Below are 26369 nucleotides of genomic sequence, written 5' to 3'. Positions count from 1 at the left end.
GGTGAAATGGTCGCGCTCGGCGATTGCATAGCCGATCTATATAGGCCCTACTCCGCCGCGCGCCGAATCCTTGCCGCTTGTTGGGTGGACCAGTCCGCCAGAATGGCCAGGCGCTCCGGCGAGTCGCGCCATGCGCTAGCTATCCCGTCCGTTCGCGCTGCATATGCTCTCCTGACTGCGACCTCGAACCCCGCAATCGGATGGCTCTCGAATACTGTATATTCATACAGGTATGCCTAAGAAGCAATTTCCTATCGGGCCGGACGGAAAATACGAGTACCCCCGGCTGACCGCCGCCCAATTGCGCGCCATCTACGAACGCAATCCGTCCGCAGAGGTGCGCGAGCTGCTATGGGAAATCCACCGGCTGCGCCTACTGATCCTGCGCGCCAATCAGCTCCAGGTGGCGTTGGACGGCGGCTGTGCGAACTCCACCGAATTCATCCTGGACATCTTTAGGCGCGAACTGGCCGGCGAGCCATGCGTCGCCGAGAGACGCGAGTGGGATCGGCAGTTCTTTGGGCCCCGCTCAGGCGGTGCGCATCGGCAGGAATGATCCCGCTGGGGTGAAATGGTCGCGGCTTCTCTGGCCGCGCTGTTGCCTAGCTGCGGCCGGAAGTGTCGTTTGCCATTCGGACGCGCCATGCCGATAACAATCAGTTATCGGCATGGGCCACAAGAAGCCGCCCGGAGGCGGCGCTTTGCCCTCTTCATTCGTCGGACGTGTAAAATGCCCGGCCGCACGCCGGGCACTGCCATATGGGGGATTTACCCGGCGATTGCGAGGCGTCCTCGTCCGGATAGCCGCAGGTCGCACAGGTGCCAACCGTGGCGCGGATCCGCGCCTGGCGCTCCGGTGGCAGGCGCTGAAATTCGGCCCGATTCCGCCGCACCATCTCTCGGTATTCCTCGGTTGTCATATCCGGGAACAGGGCTCGCCGGATTTCTTCTTCGTCGGCTGGTTCCATAGCACCTCCTTTTTGAGGTTGTCCCGAGGGGGCGTTTTTCCATCTATCTACTGCTGCTTCAGGAAATCGCTCATGCGTGGCGGGCGGTACGGTTTCCCATACCCGACGAAGCACGCGGCATAGGCCACGGCGATGGCCACGAGCGGATAAACACGCGTGCGCATGAAAACTTCGTACACGTAGTCGTACGGGCACAGGTTGCGCTAGTCGAGATCCGGCGCTGCCGCGCCCCCAGCTTTCTATGCCATGTCTCGCTTGAACGCCCCATGGCCGTGCACACCCGGACGCTTGATCTTGAGCCAGTTGTCCGAGGGGCCCGCGGTATAACAGCTGCCGGCGCGCTTGGCGACCACCCCTTCGAGTTTCAGGGCAAGAACCTGCTGGTAAAGCCAGACGCCGTCATCGACTGCCGAAACGTAGAGCAGACCACTGTCGGTACCAAGAAGGGCATGCAGCTTTGCCTTGCGCCTCTCGATGGGCCAGTCCCGGATGTCCTTGCCGTTGAGAATCAATAGGTCAAAAGCGCCCAGCGTAACGTGGGGAGCGCCTCGATACCAGCGCCTGCGCCTCGCCCTCCCATGCAGCGCCTCAAAGTGGGACCGTCCGATGTCATCGAGCACCACCGCCTCACAATCCAATGCGCACCCCGCTGGCAATTGCTTCAGTACCTCCACCACTTCTGGAAACCAAGCTGTAGCGATGGCGCCCGCGCGCGTGCGCAACGCCGGCTGATTCCCCGTGCCTGCCAGTATTCGGTATCCATCTAACTTCAGCTCGAAGTGCCAATCCCCAGTTCGCGGCAATTGAAGACTCCGCTTTGCCAGCATTAGGGGTATGGCGGCAAGGTCCGCGCTCACGGCTCCCATGACACCAGCCTTTGACGAGTTATCGCCCCATGAACATTCTTCTGTTAGTTTCCCATGATCCCGCACTGTGCTGGGGGACCCCTGCCGGGGCTGCGCGACCAAATCACCCCTCACAATTTGATGCCAGCACCCGAGGTGATTTGGTCGCGCCCCGCTTGGCGAGGTGATTTGGTCGCGCGCGTTTGTACACTCGGGGTGAAATGGTCGCGCTATTTGAGGTGAAATGGTCGCGGTATTATGCTCTGGATAAGCCTGTGGATAATCAAAGTTATCCTAGGTGAAATGGTCGCGCTATTTGAGGTGAAATGGTCGCGACCCCTTGGGTGAAATGGTCGCGCTGTGTGGGTGAAGTGGTCGCGCATGCGGGGTGAAATGGTCGCGCCACCTCCCCGCAAAGCCAAGCTGGGGGCGGCTTGGCAGGTATACCCTGTAGTCCCTGTATTTTGCCTTTATGGTTTACCTATATATCCCGGTAGTTGACCTGCCCATCGCTGTGGAAACCCTGTCGGGCTAAGACTTGCCCGACCAACCTATGGACAGCCCGCTTCGCGGGTTCCCGCCTAACCGCTTCGCGGTTCCCCCGTGGAGAAGCACAGGACAACCCTACGGGTTGCCCTGCCCTTCCCCACCGGTCGGCAGCTGCCCACAGGTTCCCCGGGCGCGATGACCAACGTTGATATAGAGGCCTGACCAACTGCAGCAGTCTGCACGGACGGGGCGCCCTGGCGTAGGGGTTCGCCTCATTGCATGGACTTAGGTCACCCTGCCTGTGCACAGGTTCGTCAAAACGGCTTGCGTGGTCATCCGTGTGTCCGATATATTGAGCCTAACCGTATACATGGCGAGGTCAAAATGGCGATGGACATGCTTTTCATGGGGCAAGCGAGGGCAAATGCGCGGGTCGCAAATGCAAACGCGCAGGCTGCCGATGACTGGGCTGCCTACGCTCATCGACTCGAACAGCAGTTGCGCGAAGCCAATGCTCGCGAGAAGGCAGTCAGTGCCGTCAAGGACGCGGCGCTGGCCGAGTTGGCCCGAGTCGACCCCCACAACTATCTCCTGGTTCAGAAGAACCGCCAAGCGCTGGGCAACGCGGCCTACTATGAGGCGCTGGAAGAACGTAAGGCTTCCTGAGTCAAATCGTTCAACAAGTCCAATGGCGAGTCCCAGACTCGCCATTTTGCTTATTGCTGCTGTATATCTTCCCATCGGGTCAAACCACCGCAGAACGTAGTGCTCCCATCCAGTAAAAAAGGCCCGCTAGGGGCCTTGAGCTTCTGGTTAGAACGACGGCGGCTTGGAAGTAGCCTCGCCGGAAGCTGCCTTCGGCGGTTTAGGCCCTGGCGTTGCGCGCGGAGCACGTCCCATTCCACCCAGTGAATTCCGTGCCGCGTCTTTGCCTGTGGCGATGCCGCCAAGGAACACCTGCTTCGAGCGGTCGTCCGTATCTCGACCCAGTTGGCCTGCCATGTGTCCGCCCACCCAAGAAAAGACCTGGTCCGGGACCACATGGATCAGATTGAAGCAGCCATGGATCAACGTCAGGCACAACGAGATGTACAACGCGATGAAGCCAATGATGCTGACGAGGCCGGTCGTACTATCAAATTGAGCGTTTGCCATGGCGACGCCAAACATCGTATTCAGCAGCGTACCGAGCACTATGACGCCAGCGCCGCCGAGCGCGAAGCCGATCATCATCAGCGCGTGCCGGAACAGGACGTTCAGCAAGAAAATGTAGCCGTGCGTCGACCGCTGCCCCACACCTTCACCATCTCCGTCGAGGTGCGTAATGCCCCACAGGGGCGACGCGATTAAAGCCTCTCCGACCACGGCATACCATGACGTAACACCGCCAAACCAGATGATGAACGGCACCATCGGGATATAGATGGATAGCATCGCGCCAAAGAAGAACAGCGAAAGTAGCGCCACAATAATGAAAGGCCCCAAGGCTTCCAGGACACCCATAGCGGCCTTTTTAAATGCGCCAGCGCCTCCGAACGTGACCACATCAGCTACCGCCGTTAACGCTTTCCCCAGAGTCGAATCTGACGCCGCGAGGCCGCCCTTAATGGCCGTGTAGGTCCCAAGTGCTCCCCAACCTCCCATCAGGATGTAATCGCCCAGGTTCTTCATCCCGATCATCGGGTTCGTGGTCCCGCCCCCGCCGTTGTTCCCGTTCAAATTGATGGCGGCCTTGACCCACTCTTGCCCACTGAAGATTCTGGCGACGAAGCCTTTTGCATCCGTGGATTCCGTCTTCAATGCGGCGACAGCATTCGCAGTGCTGGACGCGTTCGTCCCGTCCAGCGCACGCTGCTGTTGGTATGCGCTCAAAACCTTGCGGTAGAGCTGGGGGTATGCCAGGTTGTTCGGATCGGTGCCGGCCACGCCCGAGGCTGTGGCGTTTGCCAGTGCCGTGGCTTGCGCGTTGGCCTGCGCGAAAGTCTGATACCAGGCCCCGGTCATGATCCAGCCGTCTCGCTTGAGATTCTGCTCAACCTTGCTGGTGAGCGAATCGATCGATCCACGCGATCCGGCAATGGCCTGGCGAATGGTGTTCTCATACGTTTGAGCTGCCAAGGCCAGCGCCGCGCTTACGTCCGGCGGAGAGCTACCACTGTTCACAGCATTCACGTACTGCTGCGCGAGCCCGCTAAGGGTGGATTGCATGGCAGCCAGTCCCGCCTCGTGCGCCGACTGCATAGGGCTGAATAGTGTCGAGGTATCGAGCCCATAGCCTGCAATACTCTCTGCCCCGGCTGTCATGGATACGGGCTGTGGAAGCTCAAGCTTGGCGCCCCCGCAAGACTGACCTCGCCCATTCACGATGTTGATGCTCTTGCTCGAGAGCGATGGAGAAAATCGCTCCGCCGCGTCGGCGCTCACCCCACCCTCTGCTGGCATCTGCGCTATGGCGGTGTTCACTGACTCGCCGCATAGATTGGCTTCGAATAGAGACTGGGCCAGGGTATTGGCAGCTGGAGCGGCTGGCGTTGCGACCATGGAACCGCCCGACTTCAGTACGGCGATGGTCGCGTCCTGGGTGAGGTTCGCAACGCCGACACCCATCATCGTGCCCCAGAGCATGACAACCTGTGCGCCGCAGTAGCCTCCGAAGATGGGGACCAGAGAGCAGAAGCCAATCACCATGCGGATCATGAACCAAGGAGATGACTTCTTCTGCCCAAGAAACTCACCATCCTGGCCGGTGGCGATCATGCTGGATGCGAAATGATAGATCGCCCAGATTACGCCAACGGCAAGAATGCAGGAGGTGATGACAAGGAAGATGCTCGCCAGCATACCGCCACCCGCTCCGCCAGAAGCTGAGAGCGGGTTTCGGACAATGCTGCCGAAGACCAGCTCGAGGAGCGCCATGGACTTGTCGCCAGATCGATTGGCCGCATTCTGGATCTCCCCTACCGACGTCTGTGCAAACGACGCCGAGCTGGCCAGAGCAACAGCGCAAGCGCTGGCTGAGCGAATCAGTGCGCGCAGGAAGAGTCCCATCGGCTCGCCTCGTTTTGTATGAAAGAAACGATACGTAAGCATACGCTCAGTCGAACAGTTGCGGATTGAAGGTATTCCGCAGGAAGCCGCTCGTGCGCAAAAAGTCGCGAACCCCGCCGAGTGGCTCATCGGGAGAGGTCTGCCCCTTCGCGATCTGCCAAGACCGGTGCGCGTATCGCATCGCGAGAATTATGCAGAGAATCGTGAAAAGCAGTCCTGTTAAGGCTCCGAACAGATTCCCGGGCACCAGACTGGCAAGCGCATACACCAGCGCCAGGAAGCCGAACGCGAGTGCGATGCGCTTGTTTGTCAGGCAGCTACGTTGGATCTGTTCCAGAGGAACTGCATCCGCGGGGCGCGCTGCCATCGCCTCCCTAAAGGTTCGAATCCGTGGATTTCGACGCTGATGTGCAAGATCGGCCTGCAGCTCCTGAATCGTTTGCCAGCCGCTGCCGACCGTCCGCTTCATCGACGTCAGCGGTGAAAAAGGGTTCATGACCCGTCCAACTGTGCGCAGGACGCCCCGCTTCTTTCCTTCGCTCATGCTGCCATCCTTTCCGCTTGAATATCTGCCTGGTACTTCGCCATCAATTCGTTGGCGACGATGTCGATGACGCCATCCGATTCGCTTTCGCTCAATTCCTTCTGCCGCTGCTCCATATACGCTTCGGCAGTACCTGCTGGGAACTCCTTGGCGAGGATCTTCCGGGCCGTGGCGGGCATCATGTGCCGATACAGCCGTCGACGCAGCCCTGCATCCTTCGGTGTTGTGGAAAAGGCCCACAACTCAATCGCCCCCGGCGCGTTGTGCAACACCTGCGTGACAACGCCTGACTTGACTTGGTGCCAAACCAAGAATTTACCGGGGCCGTGCACATCCCGCTTCAAGCGCTCGATAGCTGAATCCGAAAGGCCGAACAATTCTTGCGCAGCTCTCTGCGTTTCGCTGGTACCGGCATTCATGATGTAGACGGAGAACGCGGATTCCGTGATGGACTCACCATCGGTGTTGAAGTCGTTCATGAACTGGGATGCGAGCGACACGCGGATTCCCCACTTTCGTCCCTCACGCCGATCCAGCGACAGCAACTTGCGGAAGGCCTTCTTGCCGCCAGTGCGATGCAACTCATCGACACAAAGTCCCTTCATCTGATCGCGTATCTCTTCGATGCGCTCTTGGTGATAGCGTTGATAGAGTGCCGGGCACAGTTTGAGAATCTCCTCTGAGAGGTAATACTGACGAGCCGCAATCTGCCGTGCGAATACGAACATGATGCCGGCGCGACGCTCGCCGTCCTCACCGCCGCCGCGCGCCACTTCGTCCAGGTCCAGCGCCACAACACGCGAGTTCTCGTTGATCTCGAAGCGGCTGTGACTCGAAATGATGCGGAAGTCTCGCAGTGCAGTCGTCAGGACCTGCGCCATTTTGTCGATCAGCGTCAGCCCGGAAGCCGTGCGAGCCTGCGAATCTTCGCTAGGTGAGAAGATAGAACGAATTGGGGCGCTGCGCACAACGTCAATGAGGTCCGACAGAACTGGCACCGCAAATCGCTGCGCCAACCTGGCCTCGCGCGGCTTGCCAGCTGCCATCAGCGCATCGGTGACTTCCCACCAGGTCGTCATGTCGTCTGATGCGAACTGGATGTCAGCAAGCGCCAGATCGACGGCTTCGTCTGTCATGGCGTCGTAGCGCTTCATGGATCCCGGCGCGGCATACAGCTTGAAAGCCTCATCGATCATCATCGCCGCCAGTTCCGGGGCGCTCTCGGGCGGATCCGTATGACCCGCCGGCGTCGCAAGCATACTGATCAGGGCAATCTGAAACTCGCGCTCGAACTGGGTTGGATAGCGGCAACCGAGTTGGGTATCAAAAGGATTGATCGCGAACTCATCGGTATTGCGCAGGCGCACGTAGATCGCCTCGTGCTTGCGGTCTTCAGGGAGTGCGCTTTGCAGAAGGTCGATGAGGCCCGCCGAACTCGGTCCCACGTCGATGATCGTGATCAGCGGGATGCGCTTCAGTCCCGGCGAGAGGATCGATCCTAGGTTGAGGGTGTTCAGCCAAACCGACTTCCCGGAGCCCATGATGGCCCAAATGAGATCGATCCAGGCGGTCTGCTTTGACGACGTCGGCTGGTAGGGGTAGAGCTTGCCATCCAGCGACCGGAGGGGAATCGAGCCACCTTCGAACCAAGGCGATGCGGGTCGCTGCCAAGGAAGCATCCGAACCACGTCGCTCAGAAGTGCAACCATCCGGGGCGCGATATTCTTCTCGCTGAACCCCGGCAGCGTAGATACTAGGCCCTGGATCGGATCTCCAGCGTCGGTGGTCACTTGTGAAATACCCCACCCCTCCAGCGCCTTCGCGATGGTCGATACCTGACGCTGGCAGTCGGCCTTACTGTTTGCCCATGTGGACGCACAAATCTTCACGGTGACGGCATGCTCACCGTCTTCAATTGCCTCCTGCAGGGCATCGAACGAGCGCTTGATTGCCGCATTGGTCGAACTCAGGAAAGCCGTGATATCCACGATGGTCTTCTTCATGGCCATGGAGTCAATACCACCAGGTTCAATGGTCCACTTCACGCGCCATGGGAGTTGATCTCCCATGCGGCGGAACAGCGTCATGAAGTCGCGCGGATCTTGAGGGCCCAGCTCCATAAAGCAATAGCCATGGTACTGGCCGTTGATGACGACAAACTCGCCATCGGTTTCGACTTTAGATTTGCACAGCTGCTGGGACAACTTCGGCAGCAGCAGATTGGACGCATCATCCGTGCGCGACGAGGCCCGCGGGGTGTAGCGGTCCCCTGGCAACGCTGCCTTCCAATCCAAACCAGTATTCCACCGATCAAAGGATCGGCGGATCTCGCGCAGCGCATGGTGAGTAGAGAGACGACCAACGTGCATCTTTGCCGAGCGGAGGTCATCCTCGATGGCCTCAATCAGAGTCTCGTGCGTGTGGAGCAGGCCTTTGATCAATGCAGTTGGGGACTGCGCATACTTCGCCGCGGGAACTGCGTGCTCCTTAATTCGTTGGCGGTGGTCAGCCATTTCACGCTTGAGTTCGTCCGATGACATGGACGAAAGATGCGTATAGACGAGCAACAGGCAGGACTCATGCTGGCACAGGGCAGCGACACGCGCGCATCGGTCATCTAGCACATCACACAAGCCGTCCAAACCTAGCCGCCTGGCCGTCGCGTAGGCTGGTTCCATCATCCTGTCAACATGGGCCCGCATAAGTGCGGGATCTCGCTCGAAGGAAATCTCGATGCTATGACCTGGTCGCTGAAAGTAGGACGCTAGTGCGTCGTGAACCTTGGAGGTAATCGACTGAAACTCCGCGTCGCCGACCACGTCCATCGAACCCGTCAACTCGAATGCGGTAAGCATGGAGCATTCGCGCGTGAGAAGGATGTATGGCTTGACCCCTTCTGGGCTCTTCGCGCGCGCCGCAATAGTGCGTGGATCGTCTTCGTCCAGCCCGATGGCGGATTCGAGGTGGCAGTACGACGGAAGATCTGCGCCGAGTCCGAAGCTGGCGAGCCACGCCAGGATCGATTCCACGCCTTCCACTACGTTTGTCGCGAGTGCACTGCTCATTGTGCGTTCCTTCTCTTCATGAATTCAATCTTCAGTAGGGGGGCTGCTTGCGTCTCGCTCAGCACCTTGGCGACCACCGGATCTGCGCTCAGAGATTCGTTCGCTGTCTTCACAGCGTGCATCACTCGCTGCAAGGGCGACATCGTGGCAAGTACGTCGAGGCTGAGAAAATCACCGGCCCGAATCGCCACAGCGCACAGGATCTCGCTTAGGTCCTCGAGGTTGATGGGGTGGTCATGCTGCTGCAGCTGCATGGACGTCTCCTGCATGAATGATTCGAGCGAAATTTGGCGCAACGAGTTGGTTCTCGATGGCGAACTCCAGCGCTTGGAACAACTCGGATCGCTGGATGCGCACCCGAACAGCACCAGTTCCGTAGCCCGTCACCACGAATCCCTTGTCGACAGCCTTCTTCGCCAGTGCGAAGCACAGTGCTCGGTCTGCTGCGCGCAACCAGACAGCACGAGAGGAAAGTGCCTTTCTTTTCGTGATCTTGTTGTACTCGTCGGTGGCAAGGCTCATCCAGTGGTTTTCCGCCAGCAGGCCTGCCGAGTACGACAACTCCAGCAATGGGTCGGACGTCAGCGCCACCGGCAACTGCATTCGCTCCGCCAGGGCAACGTATCGTGATGACCGAAACACCGACTTGATCTCCAGAGGCGCGAAACGGGACAGCCACAGCAGCTCGGGATGAGAAACCCACTCTCGCAATACCATGCGGCTGCTGGCCTTCTGACCAAAGGCTGCCAGGGCCGCATACTGTGAGTCGGCTCTCGACATGTCCACCAGCACTTCGGCCAGAACGGGATGTTCGTGGCTTAGGCAGAAGGCGAGACGATCCCGCTGGCCGCTCGGTAGTGCCACGCCTGGGACGTACTCCCATGCGTCTTCAGGGACCGGACAGGACATGACCCGTTTCGCATGGGCGAGACGGTTCATGCGAAGCGTGAGAAAGACCGAATCCGCGATGAAGTCTGCCTTGGAAGTGGCAGAGTCGGTCTGATAGGCCGCTTGCAGGCCCCGCTCAAGCGCGGGGTTGTTGAGATTTACATCGCGCGGAAACCGCGATTTGATGTTCTGATGTAGTTTCTCCGCGTTGGCGAGTTCGTTCGGCTTCCACTCGTAGCACTCCGCAAGCAGCTTGAACGTCCGTGCGGCGATGAGGCTTATCGTCGGTGCAACCTGGGCGGAGTTTGTCGTGCTCATGTCCAGGCCGAGATCCGCGCCGATCTGAGTGACATTGGTACGAAAGAAGTCGGAGCCCCGGAGGTTGTGAACATTGCGATGGCCTTGGACCATAAATTGGCTCCAAGCGCCATTGGTTATCCAGATGACGTTGTTTGCCAGATCGGAATGCTGACGAACGTGGGTGGCAGGCGATCCATTGACGGACGCATGCCCGGAAGTGCATTCGTTAGGGTTGTCGTACAGGAGGACGCCTACCTCAGGGATGACGATGTCATTGTCCGCTGCAGTGGATGGCGCCTCCCCGCTATTGATTGCCGACTGCACGGTCATGGATGCGCTGCCAGGTATTCGTGGGAAGCGACTTGTACAACTCGTCTATCCAACGACCGATGTACTCGACAAAGCGAGAAGGACGATAGAGCAGACCGAGGCCGGCGAAAGCGCTTTCCCGCTTTTCCAGCTCGTGATCCTTCAGTTCAAGCATTGCATTTGCAAAGTCGGACGGGTTCGCGCTGCCCCATACCTTGATGACCAGTTCCCCGCGGCTAGCGAGATGTTGAAGAAGTGTGGACGCGTCGTGCTTTTCCGCGTCTGTGCCGATCTCCAGCACCACTGCAATCGTTCGCTGCAAGTGATTCAGCTCGGCCTGCGGCAGACCACCCGCGTCAATCATCAAACCATGCCGCTTCGAGCCCACCTGGCCGATGTGCTGGGTGCCATGACAGAGCGGGTCAGCGACAATCAGGTTCTCGCTTCGGTTATCAGCATGGTTGTCGTTCTTGTGGTGGATCTCCGTGTGCTTGGAGCGGAAGCCGCAGAAGACGCACTGATAGTTGCCCTTCTGCAGGCGGGACTCTCGCTTTGCGCGGTACTCGGCGTCAGCGGCTTCCATGTTGTCGTCGTTCTTGCGCCAGAGGTGGCGCTTGACGGAGAACACAATGGGCGCAAAGCGGCGCACCGCGAAGTTCGCGCCCAGCGACTCAGAAGGAGGCGACATACCCTCTGCCGCCCTCTCCCACGAGATGCCTGTTGCAACGCCATCCACCGACTCGTCGCCCATGCTCTCGATGTTCTCTGTCATTCGCTGTGCTCCTTACAGGCCGCCAGGCATCCGGTTCATCTGGCCAGAGCTGCCGCCGACAGACTCGGCGAGGGAGTCCGCCAGGTAGCCGAGCATCATGAGTGCCACGCCGCCAATTCCGTTGCCGTAGATGCTGGCGGTCTTGATGCTTTGGTCGCCGTTCGACTTCTTCTTGCCGTTCACCACGCTGGTAATCAGGCCGATCATGCCGCCACCGTAGGAGCCGTAGATCATCAGGTCATAGACGTCGCCAAGTTGTGCCTTGATGGCGCGAGCCCACCCAGCAATTCCACCCGCGGCGTGCGCAACATCGGGCGAGAGCAACATCGTCAGCGTGAGCGAAGCGGCGGCGACTGCAGCCATGCTGCCTGCCTCGAACCGCAGCTTCTTGCCAGTCGAGGCGAGAACGTACAAGCAGATGGCGGTCGAAAGGAGAAGTGTGCAAGCCAGAGTTGGATTGCGATACAGGAGCCCACCAAGAATGATGGATACTGCGGTCCCATACTTCAGTGCATGGGCATGCGTCTGCGCGGCGATGTGCGCCTTGTTAATCCAGTGTTGCATTTTGATCTCCATCGGGAGGATTGATTTAAAAGGTCAAGCCAACGGTTTCTTTGAACGCATCCACGGTGCTGCCGATGTTGACCATCGCGGCTCCGCCGATGGCATGGATGAATCCTTTCCAGGCGTAGTCTTCGTATCCGCCGCTTCCGTGTCCCTCCGATGCTTTCTTGAACATGGTCAGTCCCTTGAATCCGTACCACCAGCCGAATGTGGAAACGATGGTGAAGATAGCGTTGATGGCCGGCGCAAAGGCACCTGCAGCGCTTGCCCCCGAATAGGACACCATTCCGAAACCAGCACCACGCTCACCGGTCATGGTTTCCCATAGATCTCCCATGGTGTTGGTGAGATTGAGCAACACCGCACCGATAAGAAGCGTCGTGAAGATCGCTGCGCCAGACGTTTCACCGCCACCCGGCTGACTGGATGCTTTAATCCCTCGATTCACCGCCTTAGCGATGTACCAGAGGCCGACTGCATAGGCGGCGGCTGCGGCGAGCGACTGGAACTCGACAATCGTGGCGCCGAGCTGGGTGACGATTGTTGTCAGATCCATCAGCGGATGACGCCAGCAGTCGTGCGAACAATGAACTTGTCGGCGTCAATCTCAACGATTTCGCTTCCGCCGAGCTTGTCGCCCTTGGTTCTCACGTACTGCTTACCCGTGTCGTCCTCGAGCCAGGCCTGTCCGGGAATGACTTGCTTGATCCTGTAGCCAAGTTGGACTTCCTCCTTCGAACTCGTGCGAGTACGACTCGCCTTTGCGCGGACTACGCCGGCAGCCTTCTCTCGCGCCCGGTCCTCGTCCGAGATTGGCTTACTACCGCGGGCAGGCTTCGATTCGGTCTTGGCTTCAACGCGGCGAGTTTCGAGTGCGGAAAGTCGCTTTCCCATGTCCTCAAGCTGCACCGTCTGCGCCTTCAATTGCTCCAGGATGGCGGCATCGGCGGCGCTCATCTCCTTTCGGTCCGCATCTTTGAGGCCAGGCTTGCCGGTTGCGATCTCGGCTGCGTCATTGGTTGCGCTAGCCGCCAGTGACTCGACGGAAGGGCCGCTCGCCGAAGTGGAATTCACCGACCCTGCCCCGGACGCCTGCAGGCTGTTATTGCTCATCGCGGGAACTGCGCCACTCGGCGCGAAGCCCTGCGGCGCGGTCTCTTGCTGTGCTGGACGGACGGGAGCAAATGAGTCCGATGTTGGGCGTTCAGGATTCGGAGCAGCGCCCATCATGCCGCCGTCGTTCATAGGCGCGCTGGCAGCAAAGCCAGCCGGACTGGACGGCTTCGTCATCTTCTTGAAGCCCCAGAAGCCCAGCACAGCCACGGCTACCGCACCGTAGATCAGATAGTTTGTCGGCAGCTTGCGCTTCGGCTTCTCCGAAGTTGAAACGTCGGTGACGTAATCTTGCGAAGTATCGTGCTGAGGGTCGTCGTGCTCGCTGGTTTCGAGGTGGGCGTCAAAGTGGTTGGTCTGGCTCATCGGGTGCCTCTAGTGCGTATCCATGCAATTATACGTAAGAATCGGTATGCGAATTCTACTCTTTCAGATAGGCATCGGCCTTGAACAGCACCATGATCGGCGTGCCTCGTTTGATCCGTCCCCGCCGCGGCGGGATGGTCGAATTCTCCTGCTGGATCACTTGCTGCGTAGCTTGCAGGCCGGAGGAAACTGCAGCGCCGCCAAGTTGCTTTCCGCTCGGATTCGGGTTCGTCGTCGTGGTCACGCCCCCTAGCGGCGTCTGCTGCACGATGGACCCCGCATTCTGGTAAACCGAGCCGGCTGCTCCCAGCGCGCCAAGAAGAGCTGGCACGCCAACGCGTTGTACGTACCGATGATCGATGTCTGCCGGCTGGGCCGTGCGCATCTCTTCCTCGTCCAGAGCCGCGGCCGTGATGGTGATCATCTCGCCAGTCGGGACCTTCATCTTGGTGAAGTCGGTGACAATGACTTCGTTGGAGAGGCGCGCGGTGCCGTAGAACACGCTGCCAGCATATTTTCCGGTCTCGACGCGTGCGAGAACGTCAGACGGTGCGTCAGTATCGATGCTGTTTTGGTACACCGCAGGGATCTGATCCAAGCCACGAATATAGGGAACGGCCTGGCGCTTCGTGTTGGTATCGTCCGCTGCTATCGTCGTGTTTCCTCCCGCGGCGGCAGTCGCTGCAGCTGCGTTCGTGTTGCGTGCGTCACCGGCTTGCGCGGCAATGTTCAGGATCTGCTGCGAAGACTCATCGCGTGTCCATAATGCTCGCAGCCCTTGCACTTGGTCGCCCAGACCTGTTGACGTCGGCTGTGCTTGTTGAGAATCAGCCGATGTTGTTGCCGCATAGGGTTGATTCGGGCGGGCCATATCGCGCGGCTGCGCCGGAGGGGTGGCCTGGGCACGCTTGGCAAGCTCGTCTTCAAGGTTTGTCGTCTTGCCACTGTTCTCCGATAGCGTAGGAATAAAAGTACCGTCCGCATGTTCGGCCTGCTGGAAGCCTTTGTCATTAGCGCGATTGAGCGCCCGCGAGTAGTTCGGTGTCTCTTCGGTCTTCTTGCCGCCTTGCGTGTCAAGTGCCGGCACCTCAACCGTTGCGGCTTGGGAGGCGCGCCCTTGCATCGCCATGTATGCGACCCCTACCCCGACCACCGCTACACCTGTAACGACCGCCATGACTTTGGCATTCTTCTTGAATCCGGGATGCAGCTTCTTTCGTTCAGACATGGTCATTCCAAGTCGAAGTAGACGTTGCGCAGCGAGCCGTTCTCACTGAGCGTGGCGACGGGGGTGGGAGCCATCTCGTACACCCGCGTACCGTCCGCTGCAGCAATCGTTGCCTGGTAGGCTGGGTTGTTCAGAAATAGACTCGTGCGGAGGACCATGTTGCCTCCGACCATCCATGCGCGCGTTCCAGGCGGTGCGTTTTCCACGCGGATCGACTTCGCATTCGGCGTGTCGATGCCATCCAGTAAAGTCTGCAGATAGTTGGCAGGAAGGTTGATCGATGGCGTGCCGGCGATCGGATCAGTGGCATTGGGCCCACGCCGGGGAATACGGAGATCCAGCCGATAGTCGGTTTCACGCTGACCAGCGACCATGCGGAGCATCACTGGGATCGAAAGACCTTTCAGGAAGATGGCGACGTTGCCTTCCACGTAGTCGCCCATGGCCGTGATCGTAATAGTGGGAACATCCTTGGCCGGCTGCTTCACTTCGAAAGAGCGCTTGGCGAGGTTGTTGACTTCCAAGATGTCCCACGGTGCCCCTGTGATATCGACCAGGGAAACTGCCGCGCCCTGGTTGCTCACGCGCACAATCGGGGGGGTCGAGCCAGGCGAAAGATCGACGGTGGTGGTCGAAATGACCGGCTTCGGCGGCACGCCCGGATAGGTCGCGGCGGCGCGTCGGGCGCTGTCTACACGTTTGCGCAGGTCCAAGATCTCGTTGTTCGACAGTGGCGAGACCGTGTCTACGGCGCTATTGAAGTTGGCCGAGCCAACCGGAGGTGCTTTGAGAGGCGGGAGTGCGCGCGGAGCATCGTCCGCTCCTGCGGCGGGCGACGGCGTTCCGGGCCTGTTCGACTCGCCCGGACTGCCTTGCGCGGCGGCGTGGCCACAGGCAGTCGAAATCGACAGGATCAACATTGCGTAGAGCCGCGGGATCGAAAGGCGCATGGCTAGAATGGCACTCCAGTTACGGCGGCAACCATGCAGCGGGTGTCAATGATGCCTTGCAGCCAATCATGGCACCGCCGCGACGGTGCGCTTTGCTGCAGCTCGGTCAGGGTATCCCGTGATGCCGCGAAGACGTCGATGAGGTCGAGCTGGGTTGCCCAGTCGGTTTGCATTGCTGTGCTGAGAGGATGACCGTGTTCCCCGCAGGCGGCGTGCTGAACGATATCCAGCGACGTCGGCAGGGAGAATTCTTCTGCTTCTTGTGGCATGACTTCACCTAGTTGATTTTTGTGTTGCAAGTAAGCCGCAGGGACTGGGTAGCGATGCCTGCCGGGTTGTCTTCGACCGGCAGACGCTTGACTGTTTGCTTGACCAGGCATTCGTAGGTCTTGCGCTCGCTCTGGCCGGTGATGGTGATGGCGACGGGCATCTCGGTTTCCCATGTGTACACGCCGTCCCGCTCATACTCGTTTGCGATCACCCCCGCACCAGTGGCTACGGCTGACGTCACCAACCGGCGCGAGCGGATCTTCTCGATGAGGCCTGACGTGTCGTACTGCTCCATCAGGGAGGCGTATCCGTCGCGGGTGAACTGTGGCCGCAGCGCAACCAACTTCGCCTTGAGATTGGTGTCATCGAAGTCGAGTGAGAAGGCCCCGGTCGCAGTCTTCTGTACTTTCTGCAGGACGGCTTCGCTGCTGACAAAGGGCTTCGACAGCGGAACGATCTGGATCAGTCGGCCCCCTTCGGTCATGCCGACCAGGACCGGCGCGGGTCGCGTCACGAATTGCGTAATGTTCAGGGCCACGGATCCGACCAGGGCGAAGCCGATAACGAGGTTGTTGCGGAGCTGGCGACTGAACCCTGACTTGTAGAAGCCGGACGTTGCCAGCATTTTCATGATGGGGTCCGTGTTCATGGCCGGACGCGCGCCGGCTGGAGACTTTTGGGCTGGCGACGTCATTAGGCGGTGTCCTTCTCTGGCTGGCGAGCAGCAAATCGCTCCGGATACAGTAGGTGGATCTCGGACACGATCATGTACACGCCGCCCATGCGGTCGAGAAGCTCTTTGCAGGCGGCTAGTAGCTTCGTCTTCTGTTCCGAGGGTGCCCCGTCTTTATCGCGGCCACACGTTCCAGAGTTGAGAATGCGCGCCAGACTCGCCGCGACTTCCGGCGTCGGCACGCCGCCTTGCTCCAGGCGGGTGAAGTACGAACGGGAAATCCCAGCGGCTTCACAGAGCTTGTCTGGGCTGAGGTTGCGCGCCACGCGGATGGCCTTGAGAGCCGTCAGCGGTCTATCGGATGCGGACATTGGAACGGGCGTAATTATGTATCGTGTCAATGGTACGGAATTAAACCGCGCTCAGATTTTGACTGTCAAGAACATTCACTGACGGGAAACAAATCTGCGACTCGGCCATTTTGTGCGCTTGTTAGTACATTTGCCCCACTTATGGGTGGGGAATGTTGCCTCTCTGCCTCCTGTATGTGGCGTATGAGGCACTATGGCAACTGTTGATTTGTGATCTAAACGTTGCTTTTATCTGACTTATGTATTTGGTTAAACGGCGGATATGACAACTTTATGGATACCCCACTTGGGGGGGATGCCCCACCACTGGGGCATACAGATGTTGCTCTGGCGCAAATTGCGAGTGATATCGCAAAGGCCCCACGGGCGCACGGGGGCTAATAGTTGCAAGCCAGGGCGGCCAGGCGAGGCTGGTCTCGGGGGAGGCTGAACGCGTGCCTCAGGCGAGCGACGGCAACACGTCACACGTGTTGGTGACGGCGGTCGTGGAAATAATTATCGGCATTGCATTTAGGTACGCAAAACCGGCTGGCTGGGAGAGGGACAAAATTTTGTCCCTTTGGAATCAGTGACTTGCAGTCAACCTGCCGCCTGTGAGGAAGAGTCCGTTCGGCAATCTCCCGACCGGTCCTGGGGTGAGACGTCTAGTAACTCAGCCCTTGAGCAACAGGTTATGCGCCCTCTGGCTTCGGGGTCGGTGCTGGCTTTGTCTGGTCGCGGTACTTCGGCCAGGCGGAGCGCTTTGGCGCATAGTGCGTCCGGGACGTCCGCGTAGACGCGTGCCCGAGCAGGCGAGCAACTTCTTGGTGATTGTGCACGGCCTTGACGTTTGCGCTGAACTGGTGACGAGCTGAATACAGCGCGTAGCGCTTGGTCGGGTCATTCCCCCAGAGCGCTTTGCACGCCCGGTTGACTGCCACTGCGCAGTTTTCGTGGATTTCCGTGAAGGACTTTCCTGCGGCAAGCATTTCGCGGACGGAGGCAATATGCGCGCGGACGACCCCCATATCTTCGGCTGCGACAGGGACAGAGCGCGTCGGGCCGGTTCCTCTTCCATTTGTGGCCTTGGCGTTACGTGCATGCAGCAGGCCGGTGGTTTCGTCCAGCTCGGCGTACTCCCACTCGCGTGGGCGCAAGCCAGTCGCGACCGCGGCCATGAGCCATAGGCTTGCGCGCTTGGCGTAACGACCGTTCCGCGTAGGGTTCGAGAGGTTGGCGACAAGTAAATCGTAGTCAGCCTTCCGGATACCCTTGCGCTTGCGCGACGAAGTCTGGCCGACTGCATCCGGCGGCACGCAGTCACCGTAAGGTAGGGTCCGGATCTCTTCAGCAGTCTGCGTGAAGAGAGCGTTGCCGGTCCTTTCGGCTTCGATCTCGTAGCGACAGGCCAAACTGGCCTGGTACTGCCGGAATGTCGACCACTTCCATTGGGAGGCGTTCCGCTTCAGGAAGGCGACGACAGCCTCAGGCGGCGGATAGGCGTCATCAGGGAGCGCCATCTCTTTCGCCAAGCGGCTCATCAAGCCGTTTGCGCGCCGGAGGTAGCACTCGACCGTTGCCGACGTCCGGGATTGCTCGCGTGCTCTGTTCGGATTCATGTGCGTCGCGCTTCAATGGTTGCGGTTGGTTCCGTGGACGGCTGGCTTGAGCCTCACCCGCCCTGCTTTCTCTCAACGGCGTACCCGCCTTGTTGGCCTCGACCGTGCGCGGCTACCGCGGTGGCGGTCACTCAACAGGTTGGATTCGATCCTGGCGGTTGCTGCCATGCTGCTTTCGCCCTCGGTCGGACCCTGCTTCCTCGAGTTGGCCAGCCTGACGCTGGCTCGGCGCGGCTTTGGCGGTTTCATATCCCGCGCCTTCCGCTCTCGGCTGATTCCTCCCACGTGGTTCCGGCCTGGCGGTGTCGTCTCGCTCGATTCCTTACCTGCGCGGCCACGCTGTTCGCCTTCAGACCCTGCCGGTGTCGTCCCGGAGGGGTGCTGGCCATGCGCGGCTGCTGTCGTGGCGATTGGTCACTGAGCTGTCGGTCACTTCCTGGTGGGTTGCTGTTCCTGCCGTTGCCTGCCGATGCGGGTTGCGACTCTGGAAGATTCCGTTACTCGGATTGGTATCGGCGGCGGCCATGTTTGCACATAGCCGCGTTACACGAGCGCCCGCTACGTCGTGTAACAGGCACTCGGTGGCGGAATCCTAGCAGATACCTTGTTCGGGCGGAATCGAATGTCGTGTTTTCGGCACAGGTTGGGGGCCGGACGAGTTGCAACCGGCGCTGGCGTGACCGGGAGCGGGCCCAGGTGTGTTGGTGCGATGCCTAAAACGCTCACGCTTTACTCGACATCATGAACTCGCAAGGAGATGTCGTGCGTCTAATCCTGGCCCTACTGCTGTGCCTGTCGCTGTCCTCTGATGCTGTCCCCCCACAGCCCGATTGCCCACCTTCTGACCGGGCTACAACGCCGTCGTGTTATCCCTCCAGCATCGGAACGGCACTGCTCGGGGTTCGTCAGACACATGAAGGTGGGCCTCCGGGCTGACGCTCCTGTGTCGCGGCAATCGAGATGCCAGTATTGTCCGTTACCGAGCATATGAAATGCTCGGTAACGGACAATAGCGCTAACACCTAATCAACGTAGCACGCTGATCTAGAGCGGAAGTGCGGGCGGCACGCGGATTCTTTGCTTCGCGGCCCGCCGCATTCGGTGGTGGTTACAGAATTATCTGTTACCGAGCATTGAGCCCCATCGGCCAATTGGACACAGATGCACCGCAGGTTCACTGCTCGCTCACTCCGGGCCATTGCATGTTCACTGCCTGCTCACTGCAAGTGCACTGCACGCGCAATGCAGAACGCTCGCAATGTCACCGTGAGCGCACTGCATCGCTTGTTTACGTATAATTACACTGATACGTACTAAAAAGGAGGCTCCCCGATGGAGAGAAGCAGCGTGGCAGGGGCGCTGCGCGCATTGGCAACAGACAGCAACGGGCGCTCCGAGACTGCGCGCCTGCGCGACGTGTTAGAGGAGGTGGAAGCGGCTCTTAGCGCGGGCGTAAAGCGCCAAGCGATCTTGGACGCTCTAAACGCGCAGGGCTTCAGGATGAGCCTCAAGGGCTTCGAGAGCGCGCTGTACCGAATCCGCAGGCAACGAGGCAAGGCGGCCCGAGTGTCGTGCGCAGGCCAGTTGTCCACTTCCCCGCCCATGCCCCCCCAGACCCAGACCACTCTTATCAATGAGGCACCTGTGGCTAGCGCGGCAACATCCGATACGGCCACTGAGGCAGTTCGCGATGCACTGACCAATCAGCAATCGCGCGAAGAAAAATTCTCGCGTTACTCAAGCAGCACCACCCTTTCCAAACGTCTTGGACATAAAAAGGAGTCCTAAATGCGTGTCGCCGTTATCAACTTTTCAGGCAACGTTGGCAAGTCCACGCTCGCCCGCCATCTTCTCGCACCGCGACTGAACACCGAGCTGATCACCGTCGAAACGATCAATGCAGACGAAGGCGGCGAGAGCATCAAGGCCAGCCAGTACGACGAGTTGCAAAGCCATCTGCTTACGAACGACGTTGCTGTGATCGATATTGGAGCCTCCAACATCGAGGCCTTCATCCACGCGATGACGCAATACCGCAGATCCCACGAGGACTTTGATTATTTTGTGGTGCCGGTCGTGAAGGAATCCAAGCAGCAGAAAGACACCATCGCCACCATTGACGCGCTGTCAGCACTTGGTGTGCCAGCTAAGAAGATCCGAGTCGTGTTCAACAAGATGGCCATCGAGGACGATGTGCATAGCGAGTTTGGCGCGATCTTCGGCTATGCCATTGAGGAGAAGAAATGTGTTGTGAGGCCGGAGGCCGCCGTCTTCGAGAACGATGTCTTCGAGCGAAGCAAGGCTCTCGGCAAGACGCTTTCCGAGATTCTGGCGGACTCAACCGATTTCCGCGCGAAGCTGAAAGAAGCCAAGGACGAACATGAGAAGGAACTTTGCGTGCAAATGATCCTTGCCAAGCGCCTCGCAGACTCGGCCAACGATAATCTCGACGCGGTTTATAAGGTGTTGTTCAAGTAGAGACCGCGGGTATGCGTGAAATCCGAAAGGTCCACGAAGCCCTCCTGGCGCAGCACTTCGAGGACGTTGACCAGCTCGCAGACAAGATCTCTGACGCTGCCAAGAAGGTCGAGCGGGCCACGGCCACGCTAACCGCTATGAACGGGTCGCCACGGGCTGCAATCTCGAAGCCCACCCCTCATCGAACAGCGCCACATTCGCGAGGAAGCTGGGAGAGGCGAGGAATGTGGGCCGCTGCTGTGATTGCAGGCGTCATCGTAGCGGCCAGCGTGGGTGCCCTGGTTAGTCGCCATCAGCCCATGCAGACGCCAGAGCAGGCCCAGGCGACTGATATCGGGCGCGCCATTGTGCGAGCTTGGCCCAGTCTCGATAGTGCAACTCAGACCAAAATCTGGAACGCGCTCGACTCCCAAACGCAAGAGGCTCTGGCCTACTCCGTTCGACGCAGATAACGCTGCTTGCGCGGGCCTTCCTTGATTGCCTGGAAGATCCTTGACATCCGCCCTGCCCTGGACGGATGTCAAGGACTCATAGTAGAGATGGGGCTTCACCTCCGGCCAAGAATTAGGTCCCTGACGAAGCGTCAGCCAGCACGTATCCTTGCCCTACCCGTTTGATTTCCCCGCTGGCCTCCATTGCCGCCAAATACCGTCGTGCCACAGCCTGTGTTGCCCCATGCTCGGCGTAAACGGCACGCAGCGAAGGCTTGAGCCTGCCAGCCAGAATGTCGGCGCGTACGCGCTGAAACCTTGCGCCGTCGTCCTCACCAGTGCCGGAGTCCTGTACTGCCCCTTGCGTAACGACTGCACGATGCTTGGTCTCTAGCGGTTCGGTTACCACTGCATCGGCCCGCCGCATCATCGTTGATGCGGTCGACTGCATCGGTGTTGCTACAGTTGGCCGCTCAGCCGGCGCGGGCGTTTGTACAGTGACCTGCGGTTGGGCGAACGCTGCAGGCGCTGCGGCCAATGCAGCAAGCGGTGCAGCAGCGAACCGGCCTCCAGTAGACCGCATCGTTGGAAGCGGCTGTGACACAGGTTCAGCCACAACCTCTTGCTCGCATGGGCCAACCGCATTGATGACGGTGCGGCGGGCACGCAGAAGTGCACCGGCCACAGCGAATAGAACGACCCCCATCAGGACGATCAACAACGACCGACACACGGCATAGGCAATCATGCCTTGTTCGCCCAGCGTATCCGCCAAGGTCGGCGCGGACGCGGCCTCCAGGCGAGCAAGTTCTGTCACTTGGCCGGCGAGATTAGCTTCCACGTCCAGCGCCTGACGGGCCTGCTTTGCGGCAGCCTCGCGAATCCATACGTTGCTGCTTTGCGCCTGCCTTGCAGACGTCTCGCGCAGGGCAGCTGCAGCTTCACGCTGCGCCACGATTGATGCGCGCAGCTCGTGGATTCTAGTGTTTTGGCTGTGTGAGGCGGCTTGAGACGTGCGTACCATAGCCACCTGGGTGACATAGAGCGTGCCGGCCTCAAAAGCGAGTAGGGCAAGACCCAACGCCACAAGCTTGAAACGGGCGGCGCGCAACGCTGTGCGAGGCAGGAGAGCGGCCAAGCCAAAGGCGAGCAATTCAACGACGACCATTAGCGCACCCGCGGCGATCAGTGCTTGGCGCGCAGGTTCATCAGCTTCGGTGCGCTCAAGGCCGAGCACGAAAAAGCGCGTGGTAATTACTGCGGCGGCCACGCCCCCAGCGCCTGAAAGCAAGGCGAGGGCAGTGTAAGCCCACGGACGCAAATGACGGTCGTTTGCCTCCCGGCCAGCTCGGGCAGGGTATGATTGAGTCAGCATTCCAATTTCCTGGTTTGGGTTGGGGTGTCAGGTGCCGGGTAGGGGGCCTAATCCCTATCCCGGCACTGCTTCTACTGCGAGTCTGTGTAAGGCGCCAAGGGCGGCTTATACATGATGTATAACCCTCCAACTTTCGCGCGCTTATACATGATGTATAAGCGGCGCTAAGCGGTCGGTTTCACGCCCAGTTGTGCCTGGATGAAGTCGTCCACGAGTTCGGCCAATTTCTGTTGCTGTTCCTCGGTCAGGACAGTTTTCTTGCACACGACCTTCGTGTCCTTGCCGCTTACGCTGACAGATACCAAGCCGGTGTTTTTCCTAGCCGCTTTGGGGGCCTCCGCCTCCCGCGGGCCGTCGTCCATCAACGCAGCAAAGACCTTCTTTGGCGTGCGCTCCGTGACTTCCTTAGCTTGACGCAACCGCTCAGCGAGAACGCGCGGCTCCAGCTTCGATAAGCCGGTTAGGTCTTTCACCCACGGAAACTGGATATCGTTTGGACTATCGAACGCCTCCACCAAGGTAGAGGGCAGGGCAAACGCCGCAATCGAACGGGAAACGTGCGCTTGACTCACCCCGACATCCGACGCCATAGCGTTCTGCGAAGGCCACAGCCCTGCGTCCAGAGCCATTTGGTATGACCGGCCTTGCTCCCAGGCACTAGGGTTCTTGCGCTCCCGGTTCTCGTGCTCCATCTGCATAAACAGATCACGATCGGTCAGTTGTTCATCGATCTGCGCCAACACCGGAAGATTGTCGACCAGGCACGCGTGATGACGCCGGTTTCCAAACACCAACTCGTATTCGCCATCTTCGCGCGGACGAACCTTGATCGGAACCACGTTGCCCTGAGTGCTCTTGATGGCCTCGCGCAACTCCTGGAAGGCTCCATCCGAATAGCTGTCCTCGTGCCGGTTAGCCCAGCGCGAGCGATGCACCAGCTTCGGGTCGAGTTTGCGAACTGGCTGAGCACCGTCAAACTTCTCAAGCTCGCTTTTCAGCGACTCAACCTGCTTGGTGTGTTCCAGCATCTGTTGCCGGAACGCAAGCATCTGCCCCGGCCCTGTCTTCGGCGCACTATCCCGCTCTCTGGACTGCGGCTCTTCGGACGCAGGCCGCGCCACGCCAATATCGCCGGACTTGGCCAGCAAACGATCCTTGATCGACATATGCCTCCTTACTGAGCGGTCTTGGCCCAATAGGCCTGGATGGATTGCTCGACCAATTCTGTGACTCGGTCATAGGCCTCGCGGGCCCGCCGATAGGTGCTTGCGCTACCGTCATAGCGCGACACGTCATAAACCGTACCGAACTCCGCGGAGGAGTTGGAAGTGACCGTCGTCTTCGGGATCTCCACCGGCAAAACCTTCTCTGCGTAGGTCGCGGAGATCCACTGGCGCACCACGCTGGCCGCGGCATCGTTGTGGTCCACTCGCGCGAGCAGTACGTGAATGAACTCGAAGGTCTTATCCACGCCCGTAGTCTGAGTTAGGTTCAGCGCCAGGTCGCTGAAAAGAGTCCAGAACTGTGCAGAGCTGGCAAAATCCAAAGCATTCGGCGGCGTCGGCACGATCAAGCCATCAGCCGCCATGAAGGCATTGACTGTGCCGTAGCTCAGCGCGGGCGGCGTGTCGATCAGAATCACGTCGTAGGCCTCGCGCGCAGCGCCAAGCCCCCCGTTCAGGACATTCCAAAACTGGAACTCTGGGTCCTTCATCTGTCGTGCAGGCAGACCAAATTCGCAGGTGAAAAGGGTAGGGGAAGCGGGTACCAGGTCAATGCCGTCCCAATAGGTAGAGCGGATGGCATAGTCCAGCGAGTCCTCATCCCCGTTGGCCAGCGGCACAAACGTGTCTTCTTCGCGAACTTCGGTGTCAGGCAGGATGCCAAATAGCGTGGTCAGCGAGCCTTGTGGATCCATGTCGATCACGAGCACGCGATGACCCCGCAGGCTAAGTCCTTGCGCGAGAGTCATCGTCGTCGTGGTCTTACTCACACCGCCTTTGAAATTACACACGGCGATGGTCATCGCCTTCGCACCCTTCGGCTTGGCCATCTTTGCGCGAAAGACGCGGACCCATTCCCGGGCCTCTGCCAAGGTGAATTCCCGACGACGGCCAGTGTCGTTCACCACGCCACTCGGCAACTCGTTGCGAGTCAATCGATAAGCGATGGCGGTCTTTTCCGCTCCACACAGACCGGCGAGCTGGACCATGTTGAAGACGGGCGGCTGCTTTCGAGCCTCTGGAGCCAGCATGCGCCCGCGCACGTCTCTAACGGTGCTGGCAGCTTTCAGTGCCTGTTCCGCAATGTCGTAGATAGATATCGCCATGGACAAGCCCTTCATCAATTTGAGATGAAGGAATCATATCCTGCACTGACAATGGGAAGCAAACGAATTCGAACCTAAATTGATGTTTTTTACCAATTAGGTATGAATTGCCTTTGTTCGTTCAGCCAGCCAGGCGGCAAAGGCGTCGTCGCCGAGACGCAAACCTACTTGACTCGGTAGCCATCGGCGAAAGGCAACACGAGCAGCACCGCCTGGAAAATGATCCGTCTTGGTTTCGGAGAAGTCGTTGGCGTAAGGCTTCCCGGCATCGGTAGTGATAAACACGCGAGCCAGGCCCAGCAATTCAGAAGGGGTCAAGGCTTGCACCGACTTTGCCTTGGTGCTGCGTTCAAACTCAGATCTCAGGTCCGCTAGCGCTTCAATTTCGCGTTGGGACTTGGCCCTTTGCGTGGCGTCTTCTTTCCGTCGCTGCTGCACGGGCTTCTGCACGTCGGCGCCGCTGTCCATCAGTGAACGGATAAACCCACCCGTGCTGCTACGAATCTCACCCTTGCCATCCTTCTCTTCGGCCAGTTCGACAATACGGGCTGCTCGCTCAGGGTCCTCGGCAAGGAAACTCAGCGCCAGCTTCTCTCCGATGCCATGTTTGCGCAAGCGCGCAAACAGAGGCGATTCCCGCAAGCGAGAAACTTCATCCAACTCGCCAGGCGGCAACAGAGACGCCTGACGATTTGGATCCACCTGGAAGCGCACCGCAGTCACCTTCGGACCCACCTTGATCAGATGCAACGTCAGCTCGATGTCTGCGACTCGGTTGATCTCTTTGATCGCAGGCGTCAGGACCTTTTGTCGCAGGCGGCCAAAGTCGCTGTAGTGGTCGGAAGTCGCCCCTAGCAGTTTCCGCAACGTCACTACGTCCCATTCACCCGTTGAGCCAACCTTCAGGTACCGCAAGCAGTTCTCATAGAGAGCCAAGGCGTAGCTGCCGTTGAAACGGGTCTGCACGCCAATATGCACCTTGGCGTAGATGGCAGGGTCATACAGCTTCTCGGCCAGAGCTTCATCGTAGCGGTAAGTGCAGGCGCCGCCATGTATGCGCCCGTATGAGATGATGGACGTCGCACTCCAGTCCTCTCCGCCTTTGAAGTTATCTCCCATCAGATTGAATTCGATGGGAGTGGACATGAGCCGAAGTAGGGCGTCCTTCAGCTTGCGTTGACTGGTGCTAGTCTCCCAGCCCAGGATCACACACAGTGCAGCGACCGGAATCCGATGAGTACGCGCCGTTGGCAAGTCATCGTACGCGTTCAACAGAAGCACATTCGACAGCTTCCGCTCGAGCAGGCTCAGCTCGCCGCTAGTATGGATGGCGGCGACATGCTTTTTGAGATGATTCTTGCGCGGCTCCTGGCCGCTGTCAGATGTGGCTTGCAT

Annotated in this window: 25 protein-coding genes; 4 read left to right on the top strand and 21 right to left on the bottom strand. The window is 59.3% G+C overall.

The window, feature by feature from the left end; translation table 11 throughout:
• The first annotated feature begins 232 nt into the window (after positions 1–232).
• The gene (locus CTP10_RS39625) at positions 233–556 is read left to right on the top strand and encodes a hypothetical protein (RefSeq protein WP_147316239.1); all 324 of its coding nucleotides are present in this window, start codon (positions 233–235) and stop codon (positions 554–556) included.
• Positions 557–710: 154 nt separating this feature from the next.
• On the opposite strand, the gene CTP10_RS39620 is transcribed toward CTP10_RS39625, so the two are convergent.
• A complete protein-coding gene (locus CTP10_RS39620) occupies positions 711–968 on the bottom strand; it encodes a hypothetical protein (protein ID WP_116321336.1) in 258 nt (85 codons plus the stop codon).
• A gap of 239 nt (positions 969–1207) precedes the next feature.
• Positions 1208–1834, bottom strand: a complete 627-nt coding sequence (locus CTP10_RS39615; RefSeq protein WP_233528226.1) for an ATP-dependent DNA ligase — start codon at positions 1832–1834, stop codon at positions 1208–1210.
• Between the two features lie 852 nt (positions 1835–2686).
• Between CTP10_RS39615 and CTP10_RS39610 the strand changes: the two genes are divergently transcribed.
• Positions 2687–2968: a hypothetical protein gene (locus tag CTP10_RS39610; RefSeq protein WP_233528225.1), complete on the top strand. Its 282-nt coding sequence runs from the start codon at positions 2687–2689 to the stop codon at positions 2966–2968.
• 147 nt (positions 2969–3115) lie between these two features.
• Here the strand turns inward: CTP10_RS39610 and CTP10_RS39605 are convergent, their stop codons facing one another.
• The 15 genes from CTP10_RS39605 to CTP10_RS39535 all read right to left on the bottom strand — a co-directional run bounded on the left by CTP10_RS39605 (position 3116) and on the right by CTP10_RS39535 (position 18361).
• A complete protein-coding gene (locus CTP10_RS39605; protein WP_233528224.1) occupies positions 3116–5350 on the bottom strand; it encodes a DotA/TraY family protein in 2235 nt (744 codons plus the stop codon).
• A 46-nt stretch (positions 5351–5396) separates the two neighbouring features.
• Positions 5397–5894 carry a hypothetical protein gene (locus tag CTP10_RS39600; RefSeq protein WP_147316238.1) on the bottom strand — a complete coding sequence of 166 codons (498 nt, stop codon included), beginning with the start codon at positions 5892–5894 and terminating at the stop codon, positions 5397–5399.
• Positions 5891–8959, bottom strand: a complete 3069-nt coding sequence (locus CTP10_RS39595) for a hypothetical protein (protein WP_116321334.1) — start codon at positions 8957–8959, stop codon at positions 5891–5893. The genes CTP10_RS39600 and CTP10_RS39595 overlap by 4 nt, the downstream gene beginning before the upstream one ends.
• The gene (locus tag CTP10_RS39590; RefSeq protein WP_116298372.1) at positions 8956–9213 is read right to left on the bottom strand and encodes a hypothetical protein; all 258 of its coding nucleotides are present in this window, start codon (positions 9211–9213) and stop codon (positions 8956–8958) included. Before CTP10_RS39590 ends, CTP10_RS39595 begins: the two co-directional genes overlap by 4 nt.
• Entirely contained in the window at positions 9194–10477 is a 1284-nt protein-coding gene (locus CTP10_RS39585; RefSeq protein ID WP_147316237.1) for a hypothetical protein, read from the bottom strand. Before CTP10_RS39585 ends, CTP10_RS39590 begins: the two co-directional genes overlap by 20 nt.
• Positions 10452–11228, bottom strand: a complete 777-nt coding sequence (locus CTP10_RS39580) for an HNH endonuclease (protein WP_116321332.1) — start codon at positions 11226–11228, stop codon at positions 10452–10454. The genes CTP10_RS39585 and CTP10_RS39580 overlap by 26 nt, the downstream gene beginning before the upstream one ends.
• A gap of 12 nt (positions 11229–11240) precedes the next feature.
• On the bottom strand, positions 11241–11792 hold the full coding sequence (locus tag CTP10_RS39575) for a hypothetical protein (protein WP_116321331.1): 552 nt from the start codon (positions 11790–11792) through the stop codon (positions 11241–11243).
• Between the two features lie 25 nt (positions 11793–11817).
• Entirely contained in the window at positions 11818–12348 is a 531-nt protein-coding gene (gene traQ / locus CTP10_RS39570) for a conjugal transfer protein TraQ (protein ID WP_116321330.1), read from the bottom strand.
• Positions 12348–13271, bottom strand: coding sequence for a hypothetical protein (locus CTP10_RS39565; RefSeq protein WP_116321329.1), 924 nt, complete (start codon positions 13269–13271; stop codon positions 12348–12350). Before CTP10_RS39565 ends, traQ begins: the two co-directional genes overlap by 1 nt.
• Positions 13272–13326: 55 nt before the next feature.
• Positions 13327–14499: a DotG/IcmE/VirB10 family protein gene (locus CTP10_RS39560; RefSeq protein WP_158577688.1), complete on the bottom strand. Its 1173-nt coding sequence runs from the start codon at positions 14497–14499 to the stop codon at positions 13327–13329.
• Between the two features lie 2 nt (positions 14500–14501).
• The gene (locus tag CTP10_RS39555; RefSeq protein ID WP_116321327.1) at positions 14502–15449 is read right to left on the bottom strand and encodes a DotH/IcmK family type IV secretion protein; all 948 of its coding nucleotides are present in this window, start codon (positions 15447–15449) and stop codon (positions 14502–14504) included.
• Positions 15450–15451: 2 nt separating this feature from the next.
• Entirely contained in the window at positions 15452–15718 is a 267-nt protein-coding gene (locus CTP10_RS39550) for a hypothetical protein (RefSeq protein ID WP_135707257.1), read from the bottom strand.
• An 8-nt stretch (positions 15719–15726) separates the two neighbouring features.
• Positions 15727–16350: a DotI/IcmL family type IV secretion protein gene (locus tag CTP10_RS39545; protein WP_158577687.1), complete on the bottom strand. Its 624-nt coding sequence runs from the start codon at positions 16348–16350 to the stop codon at positions 15727–15729.
• Between the two features lie 62 nt (positions 16351–16412).
• Positions 16413–16763, bottom strand: a complete 351-nt coding sequence (locus tag CTP10_RS39540) for a helix-turn-helix domain-containing protein (RefSeq protein WP_116298363.1) — start codon at positions 16761–16763, stop codon at positions 16413–16415.
• Between the two features lie 671 nt (positions 16764–17434).
• Entirely contained in the window at positions 17435–18361 is a 927-nt protein-coding gene (locus CTP10_RS39535) for a site-specific integrase (protein ID WP_116321325.1), read from the bottom strand.
• 1332 nt (positions 18362–19693) lie between these two features.
• On the opposite strand from CTP10_RS39535, the gene CTP10_RS39530 reads away from it, so the two are divergent.
• Complete coding sequence (locus CTP10_RS39530; RefSeq protein ID WP_199414641.1) at positions 19694–20149, top strand: hypothetical protein; 456 nt, start codon at positions 19694–19696, stop codon at positions 20147–20149.
• Complete coding sequence (gene stbB / locus CTP10_RS39525; RefSeq protein ID WP_116321324.1) at positions 20150–20839, top strand: StbB family protein; 690 nt, start codon at positions 20150–20152, stop codon at positions 20837–20839.
• A 564-nt stretch (positions 20840–21403) separates the two neighbouring features.
• Here the strand turns inward: stbB and CTP10_RS39520 are convergent.
• From CTP10_RS39520 to CTP10_RS39505, 4 genes are all read right to left on the bottom strand, one after another.
• The gene (locus CTP10_RS39520; protein WP_147316236.1) at positions 21404–22540 is read right to left on the bottom strand and encodes a hypothetical protein; all 1137 of its coding nucleotides are present in this window, start codon (positions 22538–22540) and stop codon (positions 21404–21406) included.
• A 269-nt stretch (positions 22541–22809) separates the two neighbouring features.
• On the bottom strand, positions 22810–23811 hold the full coding sequence (locus CTP10_RS39515; RefSeq protein WP_116321321.1) for a ParB/RepB/Spo0J family partition protein: 1002 nt from the start codon (positions 23809–23811) through the stop codon (positions 22810–22812).
• Between the two features lie 8 nt (positions 23812–23819).
• Positions 23820–24974 carry a ParA family protein gene (locus CTP10_RS39510; RefSeq protein ID WP_116321376.1) on the bottom strand — a complete coding sequence of 385 codons (1155 nt, stop codon included), beginning with the start codon at positions 24972–24974 and terminating at the stop codon, positions 23820–23822.
• Between the two features lie 96 nt (positions 24975–25070).
• A complete protein-coding gene (locus CTP10_RS39505) occupies positions 25071–26369 on the bottom strand; it encodes a replication initiation protein (RefSeq protein ID WP_116321320.1) in 1299 nt (432 codons plus the stop codon).

The organism is Cupriavidus sp. P-10 (assembly GCF_003402535.2).
Classification (GTDB): domain Bacteria; phylum Pseudomonadota; class Gammaproteobacteria; order Burkholderiales; family Burkholderiaceae; genus Cupriavidus.
Note: the sequence above shows the minus strand (reverse complement) of the source record. Positions and strands in the feature narration are given on the sequence as shown.

Excerpts from the sequence above, each read along its gene's own strand:
- CTP10_RS39625 (WP_147316239.1), top strand. The coding sequence starts at position 233 with ATGCCTAAGAAGCAATTTCCTATCGGGCCGGACGGAAAATACGAGTAC.
- CTP10_RS39620 (WP_116321336.1), bottom strand. The coding sequence starts at position 968 with ATGGAACCAGCCGACGAAGAAGAAATCCGGCGAGCCCTGTTCCCGGAT.
- CTP10_RS39615 (WP_233528226.1), bottom strand. The coding sequence starts at position 1,834 with ATGGGAGCCGTGAGCGCGGACCTTGCCGCCATACCCCTAATGCTGGCA.
- CTP10_RS39610 (WP_233528225.1), top strand. The coding sequence starts at position 2,687 with ATGGCGATGGACATGCTTTTCATGGGGCAAGCGAGGGCAAATGCGCGG.
- CTP10_RS39605 (WP_233528224.1), bottom strand. The coding sequence starts at position 5,350 with ATGGGACTCTTCCTGCGCGCACTGATTCGCTCAGCCAGCGCTTGCGCT.
- CTP10_RS39600 (WP_147316238.1), bottom strand. The coding sequence starts at position 5,894 with ATGAGCGAAGGAAAGAAGCGGGGCGTCCTGCGCACAGTTGGACGGGTC.
- CTP10_RS39595 (WP_116321334.1), bottom strand. The coding sequence starts at position 8,959 with ATGAGCAGTGCACTCGCGACAAACGTAGTGGAAGGCGTGGAATCGATC.
- CTP10_RS39590 (WP_116298372.1), bottom strand. The coding sequence starts at position 9,213 with ATGCAGCTGCAGCAGCATGACCACCCCATCAACCTCGAGGACCTAAGC.
- CTP10_RS39585 (WP_147316237.1), bottom strand. The coding sequence starts at position 10,477 with ATGACCGTGCAGTCGGCAATCAATAGCGGGGAGGCGCCATCCACTGCA.
- CTP10_RS39580 (WP_116321332.1), bottom strand. The coding sequence starts at position 11,228 with ATGACAGAGAACATCGAGAGCATGGGCGACGAGTCGGTGGATGGCGTT.
- CTP10_RS39575 (WP_116321331.1), bottom strand. The coding sequence starts at position 11,792 with ATGCAACACTGGATTAACAAGGCGCACATCGCCGCGCAGACGCATGCC.
- traQ (WP_116321330.1), bottom strand. The coding sequence starts at position 12,348 with ATGGATCTGACAACAATCGTCACCCAGCTCGGCGCCACGATTGTCGAG.
- CTP10_RS39565 (WP_116321329.1), bottom strand. The coding sequence starts at position 13,271 with ATGAGCCAGACCAACCACTTTGACGCCCACCTCGAAACCAGCGAGCAC.
- CTP10_RS39560 (WP_158577688.1), bottom strand. The coding sequence starts at position 14,499 with ATGTCTGAACGAAAGAAGCTGCATCCCGGATTCAAGAAGAATGCCAAA.
- CTP10_RS39555 (WP_116321327.1), bottom strand. The coding sequence starts at position 15,449 with ATGCGCCTTTCGATCCCGCGGCTCTACGCAATGTTGATCCTGTCGATT.
- CTP10_RS39550 (WP_135707257.1), bottom strand. The coding sequence starts at position 15,718 with ATGCCACAAGAAGCAGAAGAATTCTCCCTGCCGACGTCGCTGGATATC.
- CTP10_RS39545 (WP_158577687.1), bottom strand. The coding sequence starts at position 16,350 with ATGAAAATGCTGGCAACGTCCGGCTTCTACAAGTCAGGGTTCAGTCGC.
- CTP10_RS39540 (WP_116298363.1), bottom strand. The coding sequence starts at position 16,763 with ATGTCCGCATCCGATAGACCGCTGACGGCTCTCAAGGCCATCCGCGTG.
- CTP10_RS39535 (WP_116321325.1), bottom strand. The coding sequence starts at position 18,361 with ATGAATCCGAACAGAGCACGCGAGCAATCCCGGACGTCGGCAACGGTC.
- CTP10_RS39530 (WP_199414641.1), top strand. The coding sequence starts at position 19,694 with ATGGAGAGAAGCAGCGTGGCAGGGGCGCTGCGCGCATTGGCAACAGAC.
- stbB (WP_116321324.1), top strand. The coding sequence starts at position 20,150 with ATGCGTGTCGCCGTTATCAACTTTTCAGGCAACGTTGGCAAGTCCACG.
- CTP10_RS39515 (WP_116321321.1), bottom strand. The coding sequence starts at position 23,811 with ATGTCGATCAAGGATCGTTTGCTGGCCAAGTCCGGCGATATTGGCGTG.
- CTP10_RS39510 (WP_116321376.1), bottom strand. The coding sequence starts at position 24,974 with ATGGCGATATCTATCTACGACATTGCGGAACAGGCACTGAAAGCTGCC.
- CTP10_RS39505 (WP_116321320.1), bottom strand. The coding sequence starts at position 26,369 with ATGCAAGCCACATCTGACAGCGGCCAGGAGCCGCGCAAGAATCATCTC.